We start from the raw sequence: 18,019 nt of genomic DNA on the forward strand, positions 1-18,019 counted from the left end.
CTTACCTCACATCAGATGACAAGCGACCAAGCGGTCAGCATCAGTTTTTATTAACTTTGGCTCTTCACGAGTGCATACTTTCGTGCACTCGCCGCAGCGCTCTTGAAAGTTACAGCCAGTCGGGATGTTTAACAGATTCACAGGGTTGCCCGGGATACCATAAAGGCGCTCTTTGGGTCCATGAATTGTCGGGAATGAAGCAATCAACCCTTTTGTGTAAGGATGCTTAGGCGAACCAAACACTTCACCTGCACTGCCCAGTTCAATCAAGTTTCCTGCGTACATCACACCAATTCGATCAGCAATCTCACCCATCAGACTTAAGTCGTGGCTAATGAACAAAATGGAGAAACCAAACTTCGTTTTAAGATCATAAAGCTCGTTCAAAATCTCACGTTCTACCACCACATCTAAAGCCGTGGTCGGTTCGTCCATAATTATTAACTTAGGCTCTAGCGCTAAAGCGATAGCAATAACGACACGTTGACGCATACCACCACTGAGTTGATGGGGAAAACTTCCCATTCGATCGGCATGGATCCCCACTACTTCTAATAGTTCGGCACCACGTTCATATGCTTGCTTGTAGCTGACCTTTTTATGCGCGAGGATCACATCCACCAGCTGTTCACCTATTGTGATAACAGGGTTTAACGAGTTCATCGCACTTTGAAACACAACAGACACATCATTCCAACGAAACTTACGTAGCTGACGAGCGTTCATTTTCAGCACATCCTCTCCCTTGTAGAGGACCTCACCTTCTGAAATCAATGCCGGAGCTTTGTGTAACCGTGAAATGGCAAACGCTAAGGTACTTTTTCCGCAACCTGATTCACCGGCGATACCTAAGGTTTCGCCTGGTTGAATGGTTAAGCTGACATTATTTACTGCACGTGCGATACCGTTTGGTGAAACGTAATCAACACATAAATTGTTAATTTCAAGTAGTGCACTCATTATAGGCCTCGACGCTTGTCTGCTTCTTTCTTTAGTTTGTGCCACAGTTTCATGTGTGGTCCCGTCCGTAATTTCGGATTACTCACTTGGTCGATAGACATATTAATCAGAGCAAGCGCGCCGCCTGTAATTGCAAGTGCCATTGCAGGTACTAACATTTCCCACCATGCACCGGTATACAGTGATGAAGAGGTCTGTGCCCAATACAACATAGAACCCCAACTCACTTCCGTCGCATCTCCCAGTCCAAGAATACCAAGGCCAGCTTCCGCACCCATGGCGTAGATAACAGTTCCAAGGAAACCACCAAACACGATCGAGACCAAATTCGGCAGTATTTCTACTAAAATGATACGTGCTTTTGATTCCCCCATTACCTCAGCAGAAATAATGAATTCTTTATTTCTTATCGCCATGGTTTGTGAACGAATCACCCTCGCCCCCCAGGGCCAGGAGGTAATCCCCAACAATACCGTTATCACCAAGGACCCGACTTGCCCTAAGAAGGCGGCTAACACTATCAATAAAGGTAATTGAGGAAAAACAAGAAAAACGTTGGTCAAGAAGTTCAAACGGTCATCGATTTTCCCTCCAAAATACCCAGACGATACCCCAACGAGCACTGCTATAGTCATAGCGATCACCCCTGCACTCAAGGCTACGGTGAGTGATTTTCTCGCACCATGTAACACTTGGCTGTAGACATCACGTCCACTTCGAGTTGACCCCAAAACATGGTCCGCACTTGGTGCCATATGAGGTCTTGCCACACGCTTTTGAGGGTCATGGGTTGCTAGTGAAGAAGCGAATATTGCTCCGATCAACACTAAGCTCATCAATGTTCCACCAATAATGGCCGGAGGGTTTCCGTAAAAAAATGCGTAAACCGTACTCAGCTTATTTTTGATATTCTTCCATGAAAAGCGAGCTTCACGGATAGCTAAGTTTGGCTGGTTTGTGTATTTATGAGCATCAATTAACTTGTCCATAATGCACCCTAATTTGAAATACGTGGGTCGAGCCAAACATATAGAAGATCGGCAATAAAGTTTGCTGTTAATACAGCGGTAACGAGAATGAGCAAAATAGCTTGGATGAGTGGATAATCACGCGCAATGATTCCTTTGAGCAGAATATTCCCTAGCCCTTGATAGTTAAAAACCACCTCGGTCATAATGGAACCGGCAAACGAAAAGCCTATGGCCATCGCAATCGCCGTCGCGACAGGTAAAATGGCATTACGTCCTGCATAGCGGTACATCACACGGAAACTGCTCAGCCCTTTCGCCTCAGCCATGGTGACATAATCTTCCCCTAGAACATTGATCATGGCATTTCGCATATTGAAGACCCAAGTTGAAATACCAACAATAACCATAGAGCCAACAGGTAAAATCGCATGCTTAGCCACACTAGAAATAAATTCCCATGTCCAGGCTGGTTCTAAAGATGGGTCATACGTATACGCAAGCGGCAGCAGCTCCATTTTTAAACCGAAAAAATAAAACAGTAATAAGGCCGTGACGATATAAGGAAAGTTACTGATAAAAGCTAAGACTGGCGGAACCACCTGCCCGAAAAAACCTTCACGGCGATAAGAGGCATAAGTACCAATACTGACGCCGATGATAAGCGCAACAATTAATGACCCCAGAGCCAGAAACATGGTCCATGGCAAAGCCATAGCCAACACGTCAGAGACACTCACTGGAAACATTAAAACCGAAGGCCCTAAATCCAACGTAAACACACTTTTAATATAAGAAAAATATTGAACGAAAATATTACCATCAACAAAACCATACATTTCACGCACAGCATCCATTTGGGACGGATCCATACGTCCTTGTGCTGCCGCAAACAGCGCATCTACAGGGTCGCCAGGCATCAGCCTTGGCAACATAAAGTTGAACGAAATTGCAATAATAAATGCGGTAAAATAAAAGCCAAAACGGCGAGCTAAAAACGACATAGCAATACCTTTATAAAAGGGGCTAGCAAAGTGATAGCCCCAATGACGTCAGTTACTTAAGATGTAAATTATTAAGAATAATTACGCGCTTGCCACCGTCGTACCATACTGGCTGGATATACGGATTTTTCTCACTTGGCCAACCAACAATTTTTGTTGAGTTATATTGGAACCACGTAGGATTTGAGAAAAGTGGGATAAATGGCAAATTCTCTGCCGTAAAGCTTTGTAATTCAGAAAGGATGGCTTGTTGTTTAGCTTTATCCCCAGTTTTACCGAAGCTTTCAATTAACTGATCGATTTCAGCACTGTTAACACCATGTCCGGCATGCCATGTTTTACCGATGCGAGAGGTCGAAAAATACTCTTGATAAGCCAAAATTGGATTAGTTGCGACCATCGACCAGTTGATCGACATTTTGTAATTACTGTCTTTTAGGTTGCTGTCGTAAACGGCCCAATCAACGGTTTTCACCTTAGCTTTAATACCGACTTCTTCATAATACTCAGAGACCATCTGAACCACTTGAATCCAGTCTGTCCAGCCGTTGACCACTTCAATATCAAACTCAACCGTATTGCCGGATTTATCATCTCTAAAGCCATCACCGTTGCGGTCTTTAATGCCCGCTTCGTCGAGTAGAGCTTTCGCTTTATCAACGTCATATCGAGTAAGCTCAGAAAATTTATCATTTACACGTTTATCAATGCTGCTCATGTAGAGCTCCCCAATACCACCGACGTTAAAGTTGGCAGTTGGGTAGCCATAAGCGGCAATGTCTACAATTGCTTCACGATCCAATGCCATGGATAACGCTTGGCGTACTCGTATGTCGTTGAAAGGTTCTTCTTTGGTGTTTACGTACAAATGGATAGCGTCATTCGCTGGATACCAAAAGTGATGCTCGCTTGGGTTTTGAGCGACAAAGGTCGTTTCAATGTCAGCAATAAAGTTGGAGCCCCAATCAATCTCACCTTTGATTAGTGCAGGTTGAATTTGAGAGTTGTCGTTGTATGAGCGGTACGTAATGCAATCAAGATGAGGTAAGTTCGCTAGATAGTAATTAGGGTTTCGGCAGAGCTCAACTTGTTGAGGCTTAACATACTTCACCGTTGTCATTGGACCGCTACCAATTGGATCCGGGTTTGTAAATGTTGTTAAGTCTTTTGCCTGACTCCATACTGCTTTTGGAACAATATGGTATGAAGGGAAGTTCCATAAAAATGTTGAGTCGGCGTCATTAAGTTCGAATGTCACAGTACGTTCATCAATGACATTTACCGAAGCAAGATTTCCGCCTGACCAAATACCTTTCTGGTCAAAAGCTGGCGCTGTTTTAGTCATCGTGAAACTGAACGCCACATCTTCAGCAGTAAGTGGGCTACCATCAGACCATTTTAAGCCCTCACGTAGTTTAACCGTGATGGTTTTGAGGTCATCAGAATAGTCTGCTGACTCGGCTAATCTCCAGTTCGTTTCACCCGTCATATTATTAAAGACCATTAAAGGTTCAAACATCACACCGTGATAGAGATCTTTTGTTGTATATGGATTGAAATTGTCAACAAACCCCGTATTGATAATTGGAACGGTCAGCGTCCCGCCCTGTTTAATCTCTTCCGCTTGCGCGCCAGCAGTCATTAAAGCTCCGCATAATACTGAGGCGATGAGAGTTATTTTTTGCATCTCTGAATCCTTTTCTTTTAGAGTGGACAAGCGCGATCTTCTAATTTCTCGTCATATAGGGGGGTTAACATTTACAAAAGAAAGCGCTTTCTTTTCCAGATACTATTCAATGAATGCACGGATAACAAAGCCTTCAGTAATAAACCTCGAACGGATCACAAAAAGACAAAATTAGCATAATCAATAACTTAGACATAAACACATAAATAAAAATAAGAGATATTATAATAAAACACTTTAATATCAGTAACTTATAAAGCTACCCATGAGTCAGTTGCCAACATACAGAAGTGTGACCGCTCTAACTTTATGAAAGCGCTTTATTTTGGATAAATACTGAACCTCCCTTCAATGACAGATACAACAACAAAAAACATGGTAAATATAAACTTCAAAAACATATAGTTACTCAATTTATCACTACTATATTTCTGAGTGAACACAGCAACATCACTGATTAACACTGGATTCTATGGCATAATTTTGAAAACGCTTACAACAAAGGAGGCAATATGAAGATTCACTTTTGGAATGGCAATAAATCAGGACCTCGTCAGAATTTTGAGCGAAGCTTACTCCAAAAAATACTCCAGACCACTTCGCAATCAGCAGATGACACTTTACTCTTTGATGACTGTAGTGATTATCCCAACGCGGATGATGAAGGTAATATATTCCAGACAGGTGTTGATATTTTAGTCACGGTTAAAGGGAATCAGAAATTTTCTGGGAAACCATTTATAGAGGTCAATCGATCGTTGACGAAAGCATTACTCGGTCAGCGAATTTTATTTATTCGAGCTGATGACCAAGCTCGTTTTCATTCCATCCAATCCATTAAACAGTTAAAAATTGGTATCCCTGAGACCTGGGTAGACGCAGAGTTATTTCGCCACAATGGTTTCAATGTCGTCGAAAAAGGCAGCTTTGAGGGTCTCTTTACCCTTTTATCAGATAAAAGTTGTGATTTTGTCTGCTTTGGTGCCAATGAGGCGCTAGATATTTATCAGCAACGTGTAGATGATAAAAAGAGTATTATCCTCCTAAAAGACAAAATGATCCTCTACCCCTTCCCACTCGTTTTCTACGTCAACGCCAATCGTCCTGACCTTGCTAAAAGAGTCGAACAAGGTCTTCGAATATTGGAGGAAACGGGGGGATTTGAAGCATTATATCAAGAATACTTTGGTGATATTGAGAAGGAACTGGCTTTAGATAAACGCGAGGTGTTACCGCTACATAACCCATTTATCTAGTGCAAAAAACAAATTGGCAGATTCAATAATGACAACAAAGAATGTATAAAAGGCGACATTTAAGTCGCCTTTTATACACAATAAGTTCTTTATAGTAAAAACGCTTACGGCGCAGAGTCGATCTCAACAGGTTGGTAATGCTTCCCTTCTAGCTTGAGCCATTCTGGTAGCACCGTACCCATTGAAATGGAGGACCATGTACCAGAGAAGATGCCGATGAACATAGCCGTAGCAAAGCCTTGTAGGGCGTCGCCACCTAAGAACCAAAGAGCTCCTACCGTCATTAGCGTTGTGCCTGACGTCACCATTGTACGGGCAAATGTCCCCAATACGGCTTGGTCACTGACTAACGCCGTATCTTCATGGGGCTTGAACTTTAAGATCTCACGGATACGGTCGGCAATGATAATCGAGTCATTCAAGGAATAACCAAGTATCGCCAAAATCGCTGCAAAAACGGTAAGATTAAACTCCATCTGAGTTAAAGCAAAGAAACCTAAGACTAAAACCACATCATGGAGTAACGCCGCCAATGCACCACTCGCGAGGCGCCATTCAAAACGAAAACTCAGGTACCCTAGAATACTTAGCAACGATACCAGTAGTGCTAAGCCACCTTGGTCATAGAGATCTTGACCAACTTGAGCGCCAACGATGCTATCACTCACAATGCTTGAGTCAGGGTATGCCTTGGCCAGTGCTTGTTTAAACTCTTGGTGTACCGCGTCGCCACGGTCAGCAGAGTAACGGATAGTCCAACGTCCTTCATCACCGGACTTGGTCACTGAAATGCCCTCACCCAATACTGGACTTAATGCATCGCGAAGTTCAGTTTGAGTGGTTGGCTGCGATAACTGAATTTCAGAAACCACGCCACCAGTAAAATCTAAGCCCAAATTTAGGCCTTTGATGCCCACCACAATGATAGATAGCACCACAAGAGCGATTGACAACATGTTCGTGAAATAGCGAATTGAACGAATATGAGTGGTTAGATAGTTTTTCATCATTATACCCTTACTTCTCTGCGAGCATCTTTGCCCCATACAAGATTGATGATGGCTCGAGAAACGAAAATACCGGTGAACATACTGGTTAATAGACCTAAACCTAGCGTCAGCGCGAAGCCCTGAATTGGGCCATTACCCATTGAATACAAAATGACTGCAGTAATCATCGTGGTGATATTGGCATCCAAAATTGTGGCTACTGCCGAATTAAAACCTTGGTCAATAGCCTGAGCAAAGCTTCTCCCCTCGGCGAGTTTGTCACGTATTCTTTCAAAGATGAGCACGTTGGTATCCACCGCCATACCCACAGTAAGTACTAAACCGGCAATACCAGGCAGTGTTAATACCGCACCAGGAACCAATGCGATCAGGCCTAACAAACAGCTCATGTTGAGCATCAGCGCCACATTCGCAACCCAACCTAGGCGTCGGTACCACAACGCCATGAACGTTAGCGTTAGTCCTAGACCTAGCGCTAGCGCAGCAAAACCATTTTGAATGTTTTCCGCACCTAGTGAAGCACCGATAGTACGCTCTTCAACAATGGTCACTGGGGCCGTCAATGAACCTGCACGTAGCAATAGTGCAAGCTGCTGTGCTTCTTCTAAGTCACCAGATCCGGTAATTCTAAACTGGCTACCAAGCTGAGACTGAATGGTCGCAACACTGATCACTTTCTCGCTTCTTTGCGTTTCTCCACGAGCATTCACACCATATTCGCGATACACCGTTGCCATAGGTTTACCAATGTGAGTGGCAGAAAAGTCACTCATCATTTTTCCACCCATGTGATCGAGGGAAATATCTACTTCCGGACGATGCATTTGGTCGAAACCGACTCTAGCATTGACGATATGTTCACCAGTTAATACTGGCTTTTTCACCAGCACAACCATGCTGCCTTGCTCGTCTTTTACTCTCAGTGTTGATACCGCTTCACCACCCGGAGTTTTGACCTCATAAAATGCTAAGCTCGCCGTCGCGCCGATAACGCGCTTGGCCATTGAAGGGTCTTGCACGCCTGGTAATTCGATGCGAATGCCCGACTCACCTTGACGTTGAACTAGCGCTTCAGTAATCCCTAGTTCCTCAATGCGCTGGCGCATGATTTTTAAGTTCTGTTGCATCGTTAGGTTAAGGAACTCACTACTATTTTGCTCACGCAAAGTAATGGAGAGTCCTTCACTGTCGCCTTTAGCTAACCACTCTGGGTATTGGCTATTGATGAACTGGCGCACGGTAACTTCATCCTCTTTATCTTTAGTGCGCACTAACATGCCATTACTATTTTTAGGGCTCACAGTGACGCCAAATATCCGCTGCTCTCGCAAGGCTTGCTTCACTTCATCGATAACGGCATCACGCTGCTCAGAAATCGCTTGGTCAACATCCACATTCAGCAAAAATTGAACACCACCACGCAAATCAAGACCCAGCTTGATGGGAGCAAAGCCCATCTCTTTTAGCCATGCTGGTGCAATCGACGTGTAGGAGTAGGAAAGGCTATCACCTTTACCTATTACGTCATTGAGGGTATTTCTGGCTTTGGTTTGATCCGCTTCATCATTAAAAACTAACGTCGCTTTGTTGCCAGTCAGGGCTATAGATTCGGCTTTAACACCTTGAGCATCCAGTAAACTGCTAATTTTGAATGGACTGTCGAACTGGCTACTGCTATCCGTAAATTTCAGCTCAATGGCTGGCTTCTCACCATACCAAGATGGCAAGGCACTTAATGCTAACAGCAAACACGTTGTAATAAGGACCAAATATTTCCATTTGGAATAATGGTTCAAGCGCTTTAATGGTTTATTTTTTACACGCATAATTCTTCCTCAGCACTGAGCTGATAATTAAAAATTGACCTTTGGAGAGGAGACAAAATCCGATAATTCACACATCGTGAACCATCTATTACTTTGTTATCCGCACATTGTTATTCGTTAATTTAACAAGCGCTATGCGTAGTGCCCATTCAAGGCAACGTAGAAGGTATTGCTGTCTTTCCAGCCACTGACACGGTGATCATTGATATGGAAATAGTAGTAATTAGCAAATGAGAGGGGGATGTCTGTAATCAAGCCCGCTTTAAAGCAGCAATAAGCATCGCCAACTTCTGTAACGACACCAAAATTTGCAGATTCAAACTCATGAGGCTCGTTGCCATTACTGATCCAACGAAGGTTTGATAAAATCGCTTTAATTCGATTATCATCAGAGTGCGTTGACATCGGGTGAGCAGGTTGAGACGACGTCTGCGTACGGTGAGGGTTCTGAGCAATATCCGGCGTAAATGACGATGCACCTTGCCCTGAGGCAACACCAGAACTCACATCAAAAGAAATACTAGACGAAATGTTTTCAGACGCTATGTTTTCAGACGCAGTAACTCCAAAGGACGTAAGAACTACGACACAGAATGAAAGCACAAACGACAACAAGGACTTCGACACGGTTTAACCTCAATGAATTTACGCCGCCATTATTCGCCTATCCGAATACAAACACAAATAAAAAATACTAAATTCATACTTCAATTTTCGTCAGCCATCTTGAGGGAACAAAAACCGACCACTATAGTGAATAGAGTGGCGCTGAATATTTCAGGCACATAAGTGAAGGTGAACAATGGAACTGTCGCAAAATGAACGACTTACATTAGTCAAATACGCCCTCACCATTCTTGATGGCTGGGGTGCCTCAAATATTCAAACAGAAGCAATATTGGAGCTTTCTCCAGCCCAGCATGCCCGTCTTAAAATTACGCCGGCTACGGTTGCGGTTACCCCCTCAACGATGGAGAGAATCCACATCATTGTTGAGATAGATGGCTATTTACGTACCGCGTTTGACAACTCGCACTTCATCAATAACTTTATTAATGTTCGCAGTAATACCAACCGGTTTAACGGTTATGCACCCATTGAGCATATTGAATGTGGTGAAATTAGTGGATTACAGCGACTCAAACAATGCGTTCAGGATTTAGCCAGTGATGTACAAAACCCAACATCTTAATATGTTAAATACTCAAAGGGGGCGCACCACTAACCCTGAAGCTACGAATTAATATTGCATCAGATACCACCTGTCACACATAAAAAACCCCACAAACACATTATTTATCAACCATGTAAACCAACACAATGAATATCTATCGTGGTGACAAAATTCACTAGTTGATGTCTCTTGGAAACATCAACTAGTATGCGCTGCAAGTTAAGAGCGGGCGAAAAGCGTCCTTTCTTTTAAACTGATATGAATCGTTTGGAGTAATTGTCGTGAATGCATTTAAAAATTTATGTTCCGATAAAATGAATAAAGAACGCATTAAACGTGAGCATGATTTGCTTAAATTAAATTGTGTAGGTGACAACGAGTTCAAATCTCGAATGGCTATTTGGGATAGTTTAGCGTTTGCACCTGCGCCACTAGAGGAAGCAAAAAACTTCATCAATACTGTCTTTGGAAAACTGCAGCAAGAAGTAAAAGATACTCAGCATGAACTTTCAATAAGCCACAGTGAGTTTGTTCATTTTGCTACAGAAGAGATCACTTACATTAAAAACAACGTCGCCAACCAAACCATTCAATATATGTGGTATGCGTTAATTGCGTTGACGACTGCCGGTATTGTCGCAATTTGTCTATAACTCAATACACGCCCTCGAATTCACTATGAGCGTTAGGCATACTAGCGCTCTTAGTCTGCTCCATCTTGCCATCTGAGATACTCATCACTTACCATACTAGAAAATGTCGATAGACTCGTGAGTTGTATAACCCCAACTCACAAGGATGATGTGACATCATGAACCAAACTATCGCTACTATGTTAGAGCACCGCTCCATTCGTCAATTCACGTCACAACCAATAAGTGCCGAGCAACGAGATGTTATCGTAAAAGCGGGCTTAGCCGCATCATCTTCAAGCTTGCTGCAAGTTGTTTCCATTGTCAGGGTAACCGACCAAGATAAACGGCTTCTTTTGGCTGAATACGCGGGTGGACAAGCCTATGTCGCGTCAGCCGCTGAATTTTTAGTTTTCTGCATCGATTATCAGCGCCACATTGCGATAAATCCAGAGGTACAGGCTGATTTCACTGAGTTAACATTAATTGGCGCGGTGGATGCGGGTATTATGGCGCAAAATTGTCTACTTGCAGCTGAGTCTTTAGGATTAGGTGGGGTCTATATTGGTGGTCTACGCAACAACGCCCAAAAAGTGGATGAGCTACTCAACCTACCACAAGGGACGGCCGTATTGTTTGGTATGTGTCTAGGGCACCCAGATCAAGATCCTGATATTAAGCCCCGCCTGCCTGCGGATGTCATCATGCATGAGAACGTATATCAACCGTTAGATAAAAATGATATCCACACCTACGATGCGTCCATGCAGCATTACTATGCACACCGGGCCGGTAATCAAAAACAAACAACGTGGTCACAACAAACAACCAGCAAACTTTCAGGGGAATCACGACCACATATGCTGCCTTATCTCCAAAGCAAGGGACTCACTAAACGATAATATCTTTACCACCAGCATTGATGAAGTCGACGCTATAACGGATGCATAGTGGTTCGTTATAGCGCTAACTGGTCTTGTCAACGCTTGAGTCCTGTAACGCGATTGAAGATAATTTCCTACTTAAAATGACCAGCCCACTTTAAAATTGAATGCCGTTTCAGAGCGATCAACCAATGGTAATTGACTCACACCGACACTTCCCGTCCAACCTTCACTTTCAACGATAAAATCAACGCCTGGCGTTACGCCTGTGTGAGTATGGTGGTCAACGTGATCACGCCCAGCATAAAAGTAACTTCTGTCTAATGTTGAATGGATGACCCCTAGACTCGGTGCAAGATAAATTTCGTCAGTGACACCATAAGTAAGTGCAAGCCTAGCGGCAGAGAAATCTGATTGAGTGTAGTATCCCCCATCTGGATTTTCCTCAAATCGTCCTGCCTCTATGCCACCTCCAAACCCCCACTGCCCTTTTCCGTTTAGTTGATAGACACCCAAAGAATACGCTTTACCTGCATTTAAAAATGACACGCCACCCAACACAGAAAGCTTCCCCTCCGTATCTTTCGCGAGAACAGGCGTGTGCATTGCAGCGATCAGAGCAGCACAGAAAATCATATTGTTACGTGATTTGTTCATTCAATTTATCATGTCATAGGGAAAGTAAGCCGCACTGTAGGCAACCCATGACTCATGGTCAAAGTAATCTATCGGCTTTAACAAAATCCTGACGAAATCGGATAGTTTCAAAGGTTTTGGTCATTTTTTTCATTCAGTAAGAAACTACATGCGAATTTATATTCCCTTTCTTACTGTATAGGAATATAAATTGCGCATACGATCTGAAAAGTAGATAACTAATATGGACAACACGCAGCGATCCACCAATCAAGTTAATGAGAAGCCTCTGCAGCTTCTGATGCAAGTTGCGCTTTCAGAAATACCCGTGTCAGCGAAGACACTCAGCTTGCAAATGGGTGTGCCGCTGAGCAGTTTGTATCGTCACATTAAGTTGCTAAAAGAATGGAATTTAATAGAAGAAAGCACGCAGGACAAAACACTCATTGTTGGACCCGCAGCATTGATGCTCATGCACAGCTATCAATCCAACCCTCATAACTCTGAGGCGATTGAAAGCATTCTGAGTCGCTTGCAAAAACAGACTGGAGAAATGGCCGCATACATGGTGCCCGTCGGCTATCGTGCGTTATGCGTTAGCTTACAAGAAAGTGCACAGGCTATTCGCTGTAGCTATGTACGTGGGCAAAGCCAACCTTTGTTGCGCGGCGCTTCATCTAAGGTAATGCTCGCATTTCTACCAGAAACGCGTTGTGAAAAAATTCTTCGTTATTTCGGTGAAGAAGACAATATTGATCGTTGGATGGCAGAACTAACACTCATTCGACATCAAGGATTTGCTGTCAGTACATCAGAATTTGACCCTGGCGTAACCGGTATCAGTGCCCCTGTTATGAAAGGAAGTAAATTACTAGGCGCGGTCTCTATCATGGCTCCAGCGTATCGAGTCGAAGCCAATAAAGACCGATTTATATTGCACGTATTACAAGCGGCCCGAGCACTGCCACCAGAAAGGTAAACCAATCACTTATACAGTGATTCAGTTTCTCGCAGGTTAATAACTATGTTAAGCGTCTTCAAACAATTATGGAAAAGTCGTTACCATCCAACTATTGAACACAAACTGCCTATCTTTACGGTTTGTGAATCAATAAAGCCGATCAGTAACATAGAATTTGAAGACGCTGAATCGCTTTTAGAAACGGCCTATGACTGGCTAAGCGATCAAAGTCATTCTCATTCAATGAGAAATGTGGGCCATTTCCCTTTACTTTCTGTTTATTCCGCCGATAAGCCTTACTTCGAAAGCCCGTATGCAAATGGCGCGTTGAATGCTCTGATTGTTCAACACCTGTCACACAATGCGACGCCGATGGTGATTACCAACTGCCACGAAACACTTCTCAACCTGTTACCAAGTCTAATTGTTGACACTGAGCAAATTGGCCTCATCAATATCAATGCAAATTTTTTAATGGATCAAACCTTAGAAGTAAAAACTGGGTCAATGCTCCATTTTGCTCTGAATCGACACAATGAATGTCGAGCGTTCCATATTGGTATTGACCCAAATACGGCGAGCAAAAGTCTGTTAGATTACGCCGAAGATATGGGATGTGATTGGGCGCTGTTGAGTGAAGTTAACTATCGGAACAAAGGTATGATTAAATCTCAAGTTGCACGTTTTCTGCATCATTGCGATAAAGTGGTCATCACTATCGACTTGCCTTCTATTTCAAAAACCATGTCGAAGCTCGAAAATCAAAAACTCGAACTCTCTATGGTTCTCAGAGTTCTGCGTCAATGTATGACGTCTAATAAAACCACGTTGATCCAGCTTGTCGGCTGTAAAGAAGAACACATTTACTCTGCATCAACACAGCTCATTGTTGAGCAAGCGAGTCACTTTTATTATTTTTCTCATTAGCTAAGCATGTTCATCAAGTAAAATGCCCAGTCGCTTTTTATCATTTTAGCCATTAACCGCGCCGACGCTAAAACCTATATACCTATAAACCTATAAACCTATAAACCCATAAACCACAGAGGGAGGCATTGTGGTCTCCCCCTGTAGTCAAGTGCGAAGTCAGCAAGACAACCATATAATAGCCGCTAACGAAAGGCCGCTATCGACGTTATATCATCTCCTAAGTTTATATATTCCCTGAGTTTATATAATCCTGTGACTTAATGTAGTCTCTTCACTTACTCTTCTTAGTGCTTATATCTAAATGTTCGACTATCATCCAAAATCTCAATTCTGATGGGCACCGTACCTTGCGTGGTGCTGCCCACCTTCTCAAATGCTTTCTGAGAAAGATCGATGGTTCTTCCTTTTACATAAGGGCCTCGGTCATTGATTTTCACATCAACACTCTTGTTGTTATCGGTGTTAATGACTCTAACAAGCGTGCCAAAGGGAAGCGTTTTATGAGCGGCAGTAAGCGCTCTCATATCATACTTTTCTCCACTGGCAGTGAGTCTGCCATGAAACTGACTGCCATACCAAGACGCAAGCCCAGTAAGTTGGTGTTTCTGGGCATACTCTTGAGTTTTAGGCGATGCGTTGATCGAATTTGATGAGCAGCCCGCCAGTAACGTTAATGCTAAAACGGTGGATATCATGGGTAATGGTTTCATGTTAATGCAGTGTCACTTTCCTTAAATGTGTTCTTTAAGTATTCATGGTTATGCAGAGACGTTCATCAATACAGTGTCAGTAGTCGGTAATTTCGCTTCAATCGATTCAGTGCTCCACGTCTTTCTATACTTTAGCCTTCAATCTCACATTACGCACGTTCAAATAACGCACAACACCACTACAGCTTACACCGCTGGAAAAACAACAAAATGCGAAACATAATATTAACAAATTAAATTTTTATACATTTTTATTGCATAATATGTCACTTTGAGTAGTATACATACCTAGTGACTATTAATGCAGTAAATCAGCATGAGAATTCAAGTTAAGCAAGTAAACAAATCCTATGGTGAGACACAAGTTCTCCATGACGTCAGTTTTACCTGTGAACAAGGTGAAACTCTGGTGTTGCTTGGCCCAAGTGGTGCAGGTAAAAGTTCGTTACTCCGAGTACTGAATTTATTGGAAACCGCGAATAATGGCACGCTCGACATCGCAGATCACACCTTTGATTTTACCGCGACTATTACTGAAAAGCAGGGCTTAGCACTGCGCAAAAAAGTGGGCATGGTCTTTCAGCAATACAATTTGTGGCCGCACCTTTCAGTCATGGATAATTTGATTGAAGCCCCCGTCAAAGTTGTGGGCATGAATAAAGAAGACGCGAAGGCAGAAGCATTAAAGATATTGGCAACGTTGCAGCTAGCAGATAAAGCCGATGCATGGCCATTGCAACTTTCTGGAGGTCAGCAACAAAGGGTTGCGATTGCAAGAGCACTCATGATGAAGCCAGATGTGTTGTTGTTCGATGAACCAACTGCTGCACTTGATCCAGAGATCACAACACAAATTGTAAATATCATCAATGAGTTAAGCGGTACTGGGATCACTCAGATCGTTGTGACTCACGAAGTGGATTTTGCTAAGAAAATTGCCAGCCATGTTCTTTATTTAGAACAAGGAAGAATTGTTGAACACGGGACCAACGCCTCGTTTACTCAGCCTAAGACTCAAGCTTTTGCCGAGTACTTAACACACTAATTCACTCACCACACTGTCGTTAACCTCCCTACTCATTGGCGCAACCGCTAGTGATTAGCAGCAAGTCGGCAGCGCGAAGGTGACAATATATCAACGAGGGCACCGCCATGGTTCGCCTCACTTGGAGAAGTATTATGAAAAAAGTTCTATTAGCATCAATCATCGGCCTTGTTTCTGCTAACGCTGCAGCTCAACAAGAAATTAAGTTCGCTATGGAAGCGACATACGCACCATTTGAGTACGTAGACGAAAACAACCAAATTCAAGGGTTTGATGTTGATTTAGCGAATGCGCTTTGTAATCAAATTGAAGCAAAATGCAGCTTTCACAACCAAGCATTTGATAGCCTGATACCAGCACTAAAATTTAAGCGTTACGACGCTGCTATCTCTGGTATCGACATCACTGAGGCTCGCCAGCAACAAGTGATCTTTACGGCGCCTTACTACGATAATTCAGCAGCATTTGTTGCCCTGCAAGGTAAAGTCGCCAACCAAAGCGCACTTGAAGGCAAGCGTGTGGGCGTACAAAATGGCTCTACACATCAAAGCTACCTGCTTGAGCAAATGACCGATGTCACTGCTGTACCTTATGCGAGCTACCAAGACGCATTTATCGATATGCAAAACGGTCGTATCGATTCAGTATTTGGCGATACTGCTGTGGTGGCTGAATGGTTCGATAAAAATGACAAGCTCACTTACGTCGGTGAACCCATCACCAACCAACAATACTTTGGCAACGGCTTTGGTATTGCCGTAAACAAAGGTAACCAAGCGCTGCTTGACCAATTGAATGCAGCACTTAGCACTGTCAAACAAAATGGCGAATACCAAGCAATCTTTGACAAGTACTTTGGTAAGTAATATGGGACTAACGGGCTACTCCTCCTCACTCCTTCAAGCAAGCTGGGTCACTGTTCAGCTTGCCTTTGTCAGCCTATTGGTTGGGTTGGTTCTCGCTGTCGTTTTTGCCAGTGGTGAGATGTCACGTAAGAAGCTAATCTCTTGGCCTACCACCGCCATTGTCACCATCATCCGTGGGCTGCCAGAGCTATTAGTCGTACTTTTTATTTTTTTTGGTTCTACACAAGTACTGTTTCTTATTACTGGTGATTTTATTGAGGTAAGCCCGTTTCTTTCCGGTGTGATTGCGCTGTCATTGATTTTTGCTTCCTATGCGGCACAAACCATTCGTGGTGCATTGAAAGCCGTTCCTAGTGGGCAAAGTGAGGCAGCACGTGCACTGGGTATGAGTCGCTCTCGTACTTTCATCAAGATTATTTTGCCACAAGCGGTTAAACATGCACTTCCTGGCCTTACCAATCAGTGGTTGGTGTTATTAAAAGATACCGCGCTAGTGTCACTAATTGGTGTCACTGACTTAATGAAACAGGCACAACTGACTTCAGCAGCAACACACGAAGCCTTTACATGGTACGCCACCGCCGCTGCCATTTATTTGGCCATCACACTGATTACACAACAAGCTGTTAAGCGCATCGACAACAAGTTTTCTATACAACAAATGTCGGCATCAAAGAAAGGAGTCACCGCATGAATCAGCAACACGTGTGGCAAATGCTTGAAGGTTTAATGACGAGCTTACAACTTACCGCCGCTTCATTGCTTGTTGGCTGTATTTTAGCCTTACTTATGACGTTGAGCCTGATTCTTCGCACCCCACTCATCCATTGGTTGAGCCGTGGCATTATTACCGTTTTCACTGGTACCCCTTTATTGATTCAAATCTTTTTGGTGTACTACGGGCCTGGGCAGTTTGAGGTGATTAGAGAAAGCGTTGCGTGGCATTGGCTAAGTCAGCCATGGTTTTGTGCGATGCTAGCACTCGCACTTAACACGGCCGCCTACAGTACCCAGTTGTTTAAAGGCGCTTTTCGCGCGATTCCTGATGGTCAATGGCAAGCTTGCCGCGCATTAGGCATGGATATGAAAGCCACGCTTGGTGTATTACTTCCGTTTGCTATACGTCGGGCAGTTCCTGCGTATTCGAACGAAGTGATCTTAGTCTTTAAAGGAACCTCCCTTGCCAGCACAATCACCATCATGGATATCATGGGCTACGCGCAGCGCATTAATGCCCAAACTTATGATACGTTAACGGTATTTGGCATCGCTGGATTATTCTATCTTGCCGTAAACGGCCTACTTACTCTGCTATTTAGAAAGGTCGAAAAGCAAGCGCTTGCGTTCGAAGCGAGTCGTTAACATCAATCCGAATGAGCGAAACATGCGTGAGTTGGGGATCTGGAGATAGTAGAGCCTAGTTAAAATCGAAGGAAGATATTATATAAACACGCCGCCCCTAAGGATTCG

The 18,019-nt window shown here is 43.4% G+C and carries 19 protein-coding genes; 10 read left to right on the plus strand and 9 right to left on the minus strand.

The genetic code is table 11. The annotated features are described in order from the left end of the window. Nucleotides 1-6: 6 nt before the first annotated feature. The 4 genes from M9196_RS05170 to M9196_RS05185 are packed head-to-tail and all read right to left on the minus strand — an operon-like array spanning nucleotide 7 to nucleotide 4,619. Nucleotides 7-960: an ABC transporter ATP-binding protein gene (locus M9196_RS05170; protein WP_250616458.1), complete on the minus strand. Its 954-nt coding sequence runs from the start codon at nucleotides 958-960 to the stop codon at nucleotides 7-9. Then, nucleotides 960-1,949 carry an ABC transporter permease gene (locus M9196_RS05175; RefSeq protein WP_250616459.1) on the minus strand — a complete coding sequence of 330 codons (990 nt, stop codon included), beginning with the start codon at nucleotides 1,947-1,949 and terminating at the stop codon, nucleotides 960-962. Before M9196_RS05175 ends, M9196_RS05170 begins: the two co-directional genes overlap by 1 nt. A gap of 8 nt (nucleotides 1,950-1,957) precedes the next feature. Next, nucleotides 1,958-2,932, minus strand: a complete 975-nt coding sequence (locus M9196_RS05180) for an ABC transporter permease (protein WP_250616460.1) — start codon at nucleotides 2,930-2,932, stop codon at nucleotides 1,958-1,960. 52 nt (nucleotides 2,933-2,984) lie between these two features. Further along, nucleotides 2,985-4,619, minus strand: coding sequence for an ABC transporter substrate-binding protein (locus tag M9196_RS05185; protein WP_250616461.1), 1,635 nt, complete (start codon nucleotides 4,617-4,619; stop codon nucleotides 2,985-2,987). 512 nt (nucleotides 4,620-5,131) lie between these two features. Here M9196_RS05185 and M9196_RS05190 point away from each other — a divergent pair. Continuing rightward, nucleotides 5,132-5,875: a type 2 periplasmic-binding domain-containing protein gene (locus M9196_RS05190; RefSeq protein WP_250616462.1), complete on the plus strand. Its 744-nt coding sequence runs from the start codon at nucleotides 5,132-5,134 to the stop codon at nucleotides 5,873-5,875. Between the two features lie 104 nt (nucleotides 5,876-5,979). Here the strand turns inward: M9196_RS05190 and secF are convergent, their stop codons facing one another. The 3 genes from secF to M9196_RS05205 form a co-directional block, all read right to left on the minus strand. Then, entirely contained in the window at nucleotides 5,980-6,882 is a 903-nt protein-coding gene (gene secF, locus M9196_RS05195; RefSeq protein WP_250616463.1) for a protein translocase subunit SecF, read from the minus strand. 2 nt (nucleotides 6,883-6,884) lie between these two features. Next, nucleotides 6,885-8,711, minus strand: coding sequence for a protein translocase subunit SecD (secD, locus tag M9196_RS05200; protein WP_250616464.1), 1,827 nt, complete (start codon nucleotides 8,709-8,711; stop codon nucleotides 6,885-6,887). Between the two features lie 132 nt (nucleotides 8,712-8,843). Next, nucleotides 8,844-9,338 (minus strand): hypothetical protein, encoded by a 495-nt coding sequence (locus M9196_RS05205; RefSeq protein ID WP_250616465.1) that lies wholly within the window; start codon nucleotides 9,336-9,338, stop codon nucleotides 8,844-8,846. Between the two features lie 175 nt (nucleotides 9,339-9,513). On the opposite strand from M9196_RS05205, the gene M9196_RS05210 reads away from it, so the two are divergent. From M9196_RS05210 to nfsA, 3 genes are all read left to right on the plus strand, one after another. Continuing rightward, complete coding sequence (locus M9196_RS05210) at nucleotides 9,514-9,903, plus strand: hypothetical protein (protein WP_250616466.1); 390 nt, start codon at nucleotides 9,514-9,516, stop codon at nucleotides 9,901-9,903. 263 nt (nucleotides 9,904-10,166) lie between these two features. Beyond that, on the plus strand, nucleotides 10,167-10,538 hold the full coding sequence (locus tag M9196_RS05215; RefSeq protein WP_250616467.1) for a thiamine-phosphate diphosphorylase: 372 nt from the start codon (nucleotides 10,167-10,169) through the stop codon (nucleotides 10,536-10,538). 158 nt (nucleotides 10,539-10,696) lie between these two features. Then, the gene (gene nfsA, locus M9196_RS05220; RefSeq protein WP_250616468.1) at nucleotides 10,697-11,419 is read left to right on the plus strand and encodes an oxygen-insensitive NADPH nitroreductase; all 723 of its coding nucleotides are present in this window, start codon (nucleotides 10,697-10,699) and stop codon (nucleotides 11,417-11,419) included. Nucleotides 11,420-11,539: 120 nt separating this feature from the next. Here nfsA and M9196_RS05225 read toward each other — a convergent pair whose 3' ends face one another. Next, the gene (locus tag M9196_RS05225; RefSeq protein ID WP_250616469.1) at nucleotides 11,540-12,058 is read right to left on the minus strand and encodes a hypothetical protein; all 519 of its coding nucleotides are present in this window, start codon (nucleotides 12,056-12,058) and stop codon (nucleotides 11,540-11,542) included. A gap of 223 nt (nucleotides 12,059-12,281) precedes the next feature. On the opposite strand from M9196_RS05225, the gene M9196_RS05230 reads away from it, so the two are divergent. Together M9196_RS05230 and M9196_RS05235 are read left to right on the plus strand one after the other, a co-directional pair. Then, nucleotides 12,282-13,016: an IclR family transcriptional regulator gene (locus M9196_RS05230; RefSeq protein ID WP_250616470.1), complete on the plus strand. Its 735-nt coding sequence runs from the start codon at nucleotides 12,282-12,284 to the stop codon at nucleotides 13,014-13,016. 45 nt (nucleotides 13,017-13,061) lie between these two features. After that, nucleotides 13,062-13,925 carry an arginase family protein gene (locus M9196_RS05235; protein WP_250616471.1) on the plus strand — a complete coding sequence of 288 codons (864 nt, stop codon included), beginning with the start codon at nucleotides 13,062-13,064 and terminating at the stop codon, nucleotides 13,923-13,925. Between the two features lie 287 nt (nucleotides 13,926-14,212). Here M9196_RS05235 and M9196_RS05240 read toward each other — a convergent pair whose 3' ends face one another. Next, nucleotides 14,213-14,638, minus strand: coding sequence for a septal ring lytic transglycosylase RlpA family protein (locus M9196_RS05240; RefSeq protein WP_250616472.1), 426 nt, complete (start codon nucleotides 14,636-14,638; stop codon nucleotides 14,213-14,215). 316 nt (nucleotides 14,639-14,954) lie between these two features. Between M9196_RS05240 and artP the strand changes: the two genes are divergently transcribed. The 4 genes from artP to artM all read left to right on the plus strand — a co-directional run bounded on the left by artP (nucleotide 14,955) and on the right by artM (nucleotide 17,911). Beyond that, a complete protein-coding gene (gene artP / locus M9196_RS05245; RefSeq protein WP_250616473.1) occupies nucleotides 14,955-15,683 on the plus strand; it encodes an arginine ABC transporter ATP-binding protein ArtP in 729 nt (242 codons plus the stop codon). 134 nt (nucleotides 15,684-15,817) lie between these two features. Continuing rightward, nucleotides 15,818-16,549 carry a lysine/arginine/ornithine ABC transporter substrate-binding protein gene (locus M9196_RS05250; RefSeq protein WP_250616474.1) on the plus strand — a complete coding sequence of 244 codons (732 nt, stop codon included), beginning with the start codon at nucleotides 15,818-15,820 and terminating at the stop codon, nucleotides 16,547-16,549. A gap of 1 nt (nucleotide 16,550) precedes the next feature. Further along, nucleotides 16,551-17,243 (plus strand): arginine ABC transporter permease ArtQ, encoded by a 693-nt coding sequence (artQ, locus tag M9196_RS05255; protein WP_250616475.1) that lies wholly within the window; start codon nucleotides 16,551-16,553, stop codon nucleotides 17,241-17,243. Further along, a complete protein-coding gene (gene artM, locus M9196_RS05260; protein ID WP_250616476.1) occupies nucleotides 17,240-17,911 on the plus strand; it encodes an arginine ABC transporter permease ArtM in 672 nt (223 codons plus the stop codon). Before artQ ends, artM begins: the two co-directional genes overlap by 4 nt. Nucleotides 17,912-18,019 lie beyond the last annotated feature (108 nt).

Source organism: Vibrio methylphosphonaticus, assembly GCF_023634655.1.
GTDB classification, from domain to species: Bacteria; Pseudomonadota; Gammaproteobacteria; order Enterobacterales; family Vibrionaceae; genus Vibrio; species Vibrio methylphosphonaticus.

Excerpts from the sequence above, each read along its gene's own strand:
- secF (WP_250616463.1), bottom strand. The coding sequence starts at position 6,882 with ATGAAAAACTATCTAACCACTCATATTCGTTCAATTCGCTATTTCACG.
- artM (WP_250616476.1), top strand. The coding sequence starts at position 17,240 with ATGAATCAGCAACACGTGTGGCAAATGCTTGAAGGTTTAATGACGAGC.
- secD (WP_250616464.1), bottom strand. The coding sequence starts at position 8,711 with ATGCGTGTAAAAAATAAACCATTAAAGCGCTTGAACCATTATTCCAAA.
- M9196_RS05180 (WP_250616460.1), bottom strand. The coding sequence starts at position 2,932 with ATGTCGTTTTTAGCTCGCCGTTTTGGCTTTTATTTTACCGCATTTATT.
- artQ (WP_250616475.1), top strand. The coding sequence starts at position 16,551 with ATGGGACTAACGGGCTACTCCTCCTCACTCCTTCAAGCAAGCTGGGTC.
- M9196_RS05240 (WP_250616472.1), bottom strand. The coding sequence starts at position 14,638 with ATGAAACCATTACCCATGATATCCACCGTTTTAGCATTAACGTTACTG.
- nfsA (WP_250616468.1), top strand. The coding sequence starts at position 10,697 with ATGAACCAAACTATCGCTACTATGTTAGAGCACCGCTCCATTCGTCAA.
- M9196_RS05185 (WP_250616461.1), bottom strand. The coding sequence starts at position 4,619 with ATGCAAAAAATAACTCTCATCGCCTCAGTATTATGCGGAGCTTTAATG.
- M9196_RS05250 (WP_250616474.1), top strand. The coding sequence starts at position 15,818 with ATGAAAAAAGTTCTATTAGCATCAATCATCGGCCTTGTTTCTGCTAAC.
- M9196_RS05230 (WP_250616470.1), top strand. The coding sequence starts at position 12,282 with ATGGACAACACGCAGCGATCCACCAATCAAGTTAATGAGAAGCCTCTG.
- M9196_RS05175 (WP_250616459.1), bottom strand. The coding sequence starts at position 1,949 with ATGGACAAGTTAATTGATGCTCATAAATACACAAACCAGCCAAACTTA.
- artP (WP_250616473.1), top strand. The coding sequence starts at position 14,955 with ATGAGAATTCAAGTTAAGCAAGTAAACAAATCCTATGGTGAGACACAA.
- M9196_RS05225 (WP_250616469.1), bottom strand. The coding sequence starts at position 12,058 with ATGAACAAATCACGTAACAATATGATTTTCTGTGCTGCTCTGATCGCT.
- M9196_RS05235 (WP_250616471.1), top strand. The coding sequence starts at position 13,062 with ATGTTAAGCGTCTTCAAACAATTATGGAAAAGTCGTTACCATCCAACT.
- M9196_RS05210 (WP_250616466.1), top strand. The coding sequence starts at position 9,514 with ATGGAACTGTCGCAAAATGAACGACTTACATTAGTCAAATACGCCCTC.
- M9196_RS05170 (WP_250616458.1), bottom strand. The coding sequence starts at position 960 with ATGAGTGCACTACTTGAAATTAACAATTTATGTGTTGATTACGTTTCA.
- M9196_RS05190 (WP_250616462.1), top strand. The coding sequence starts at position 5,132 with ATGAAGATTCACTTTTGGAATGGCAATAAATCAGGACCTCGTCAGAAT.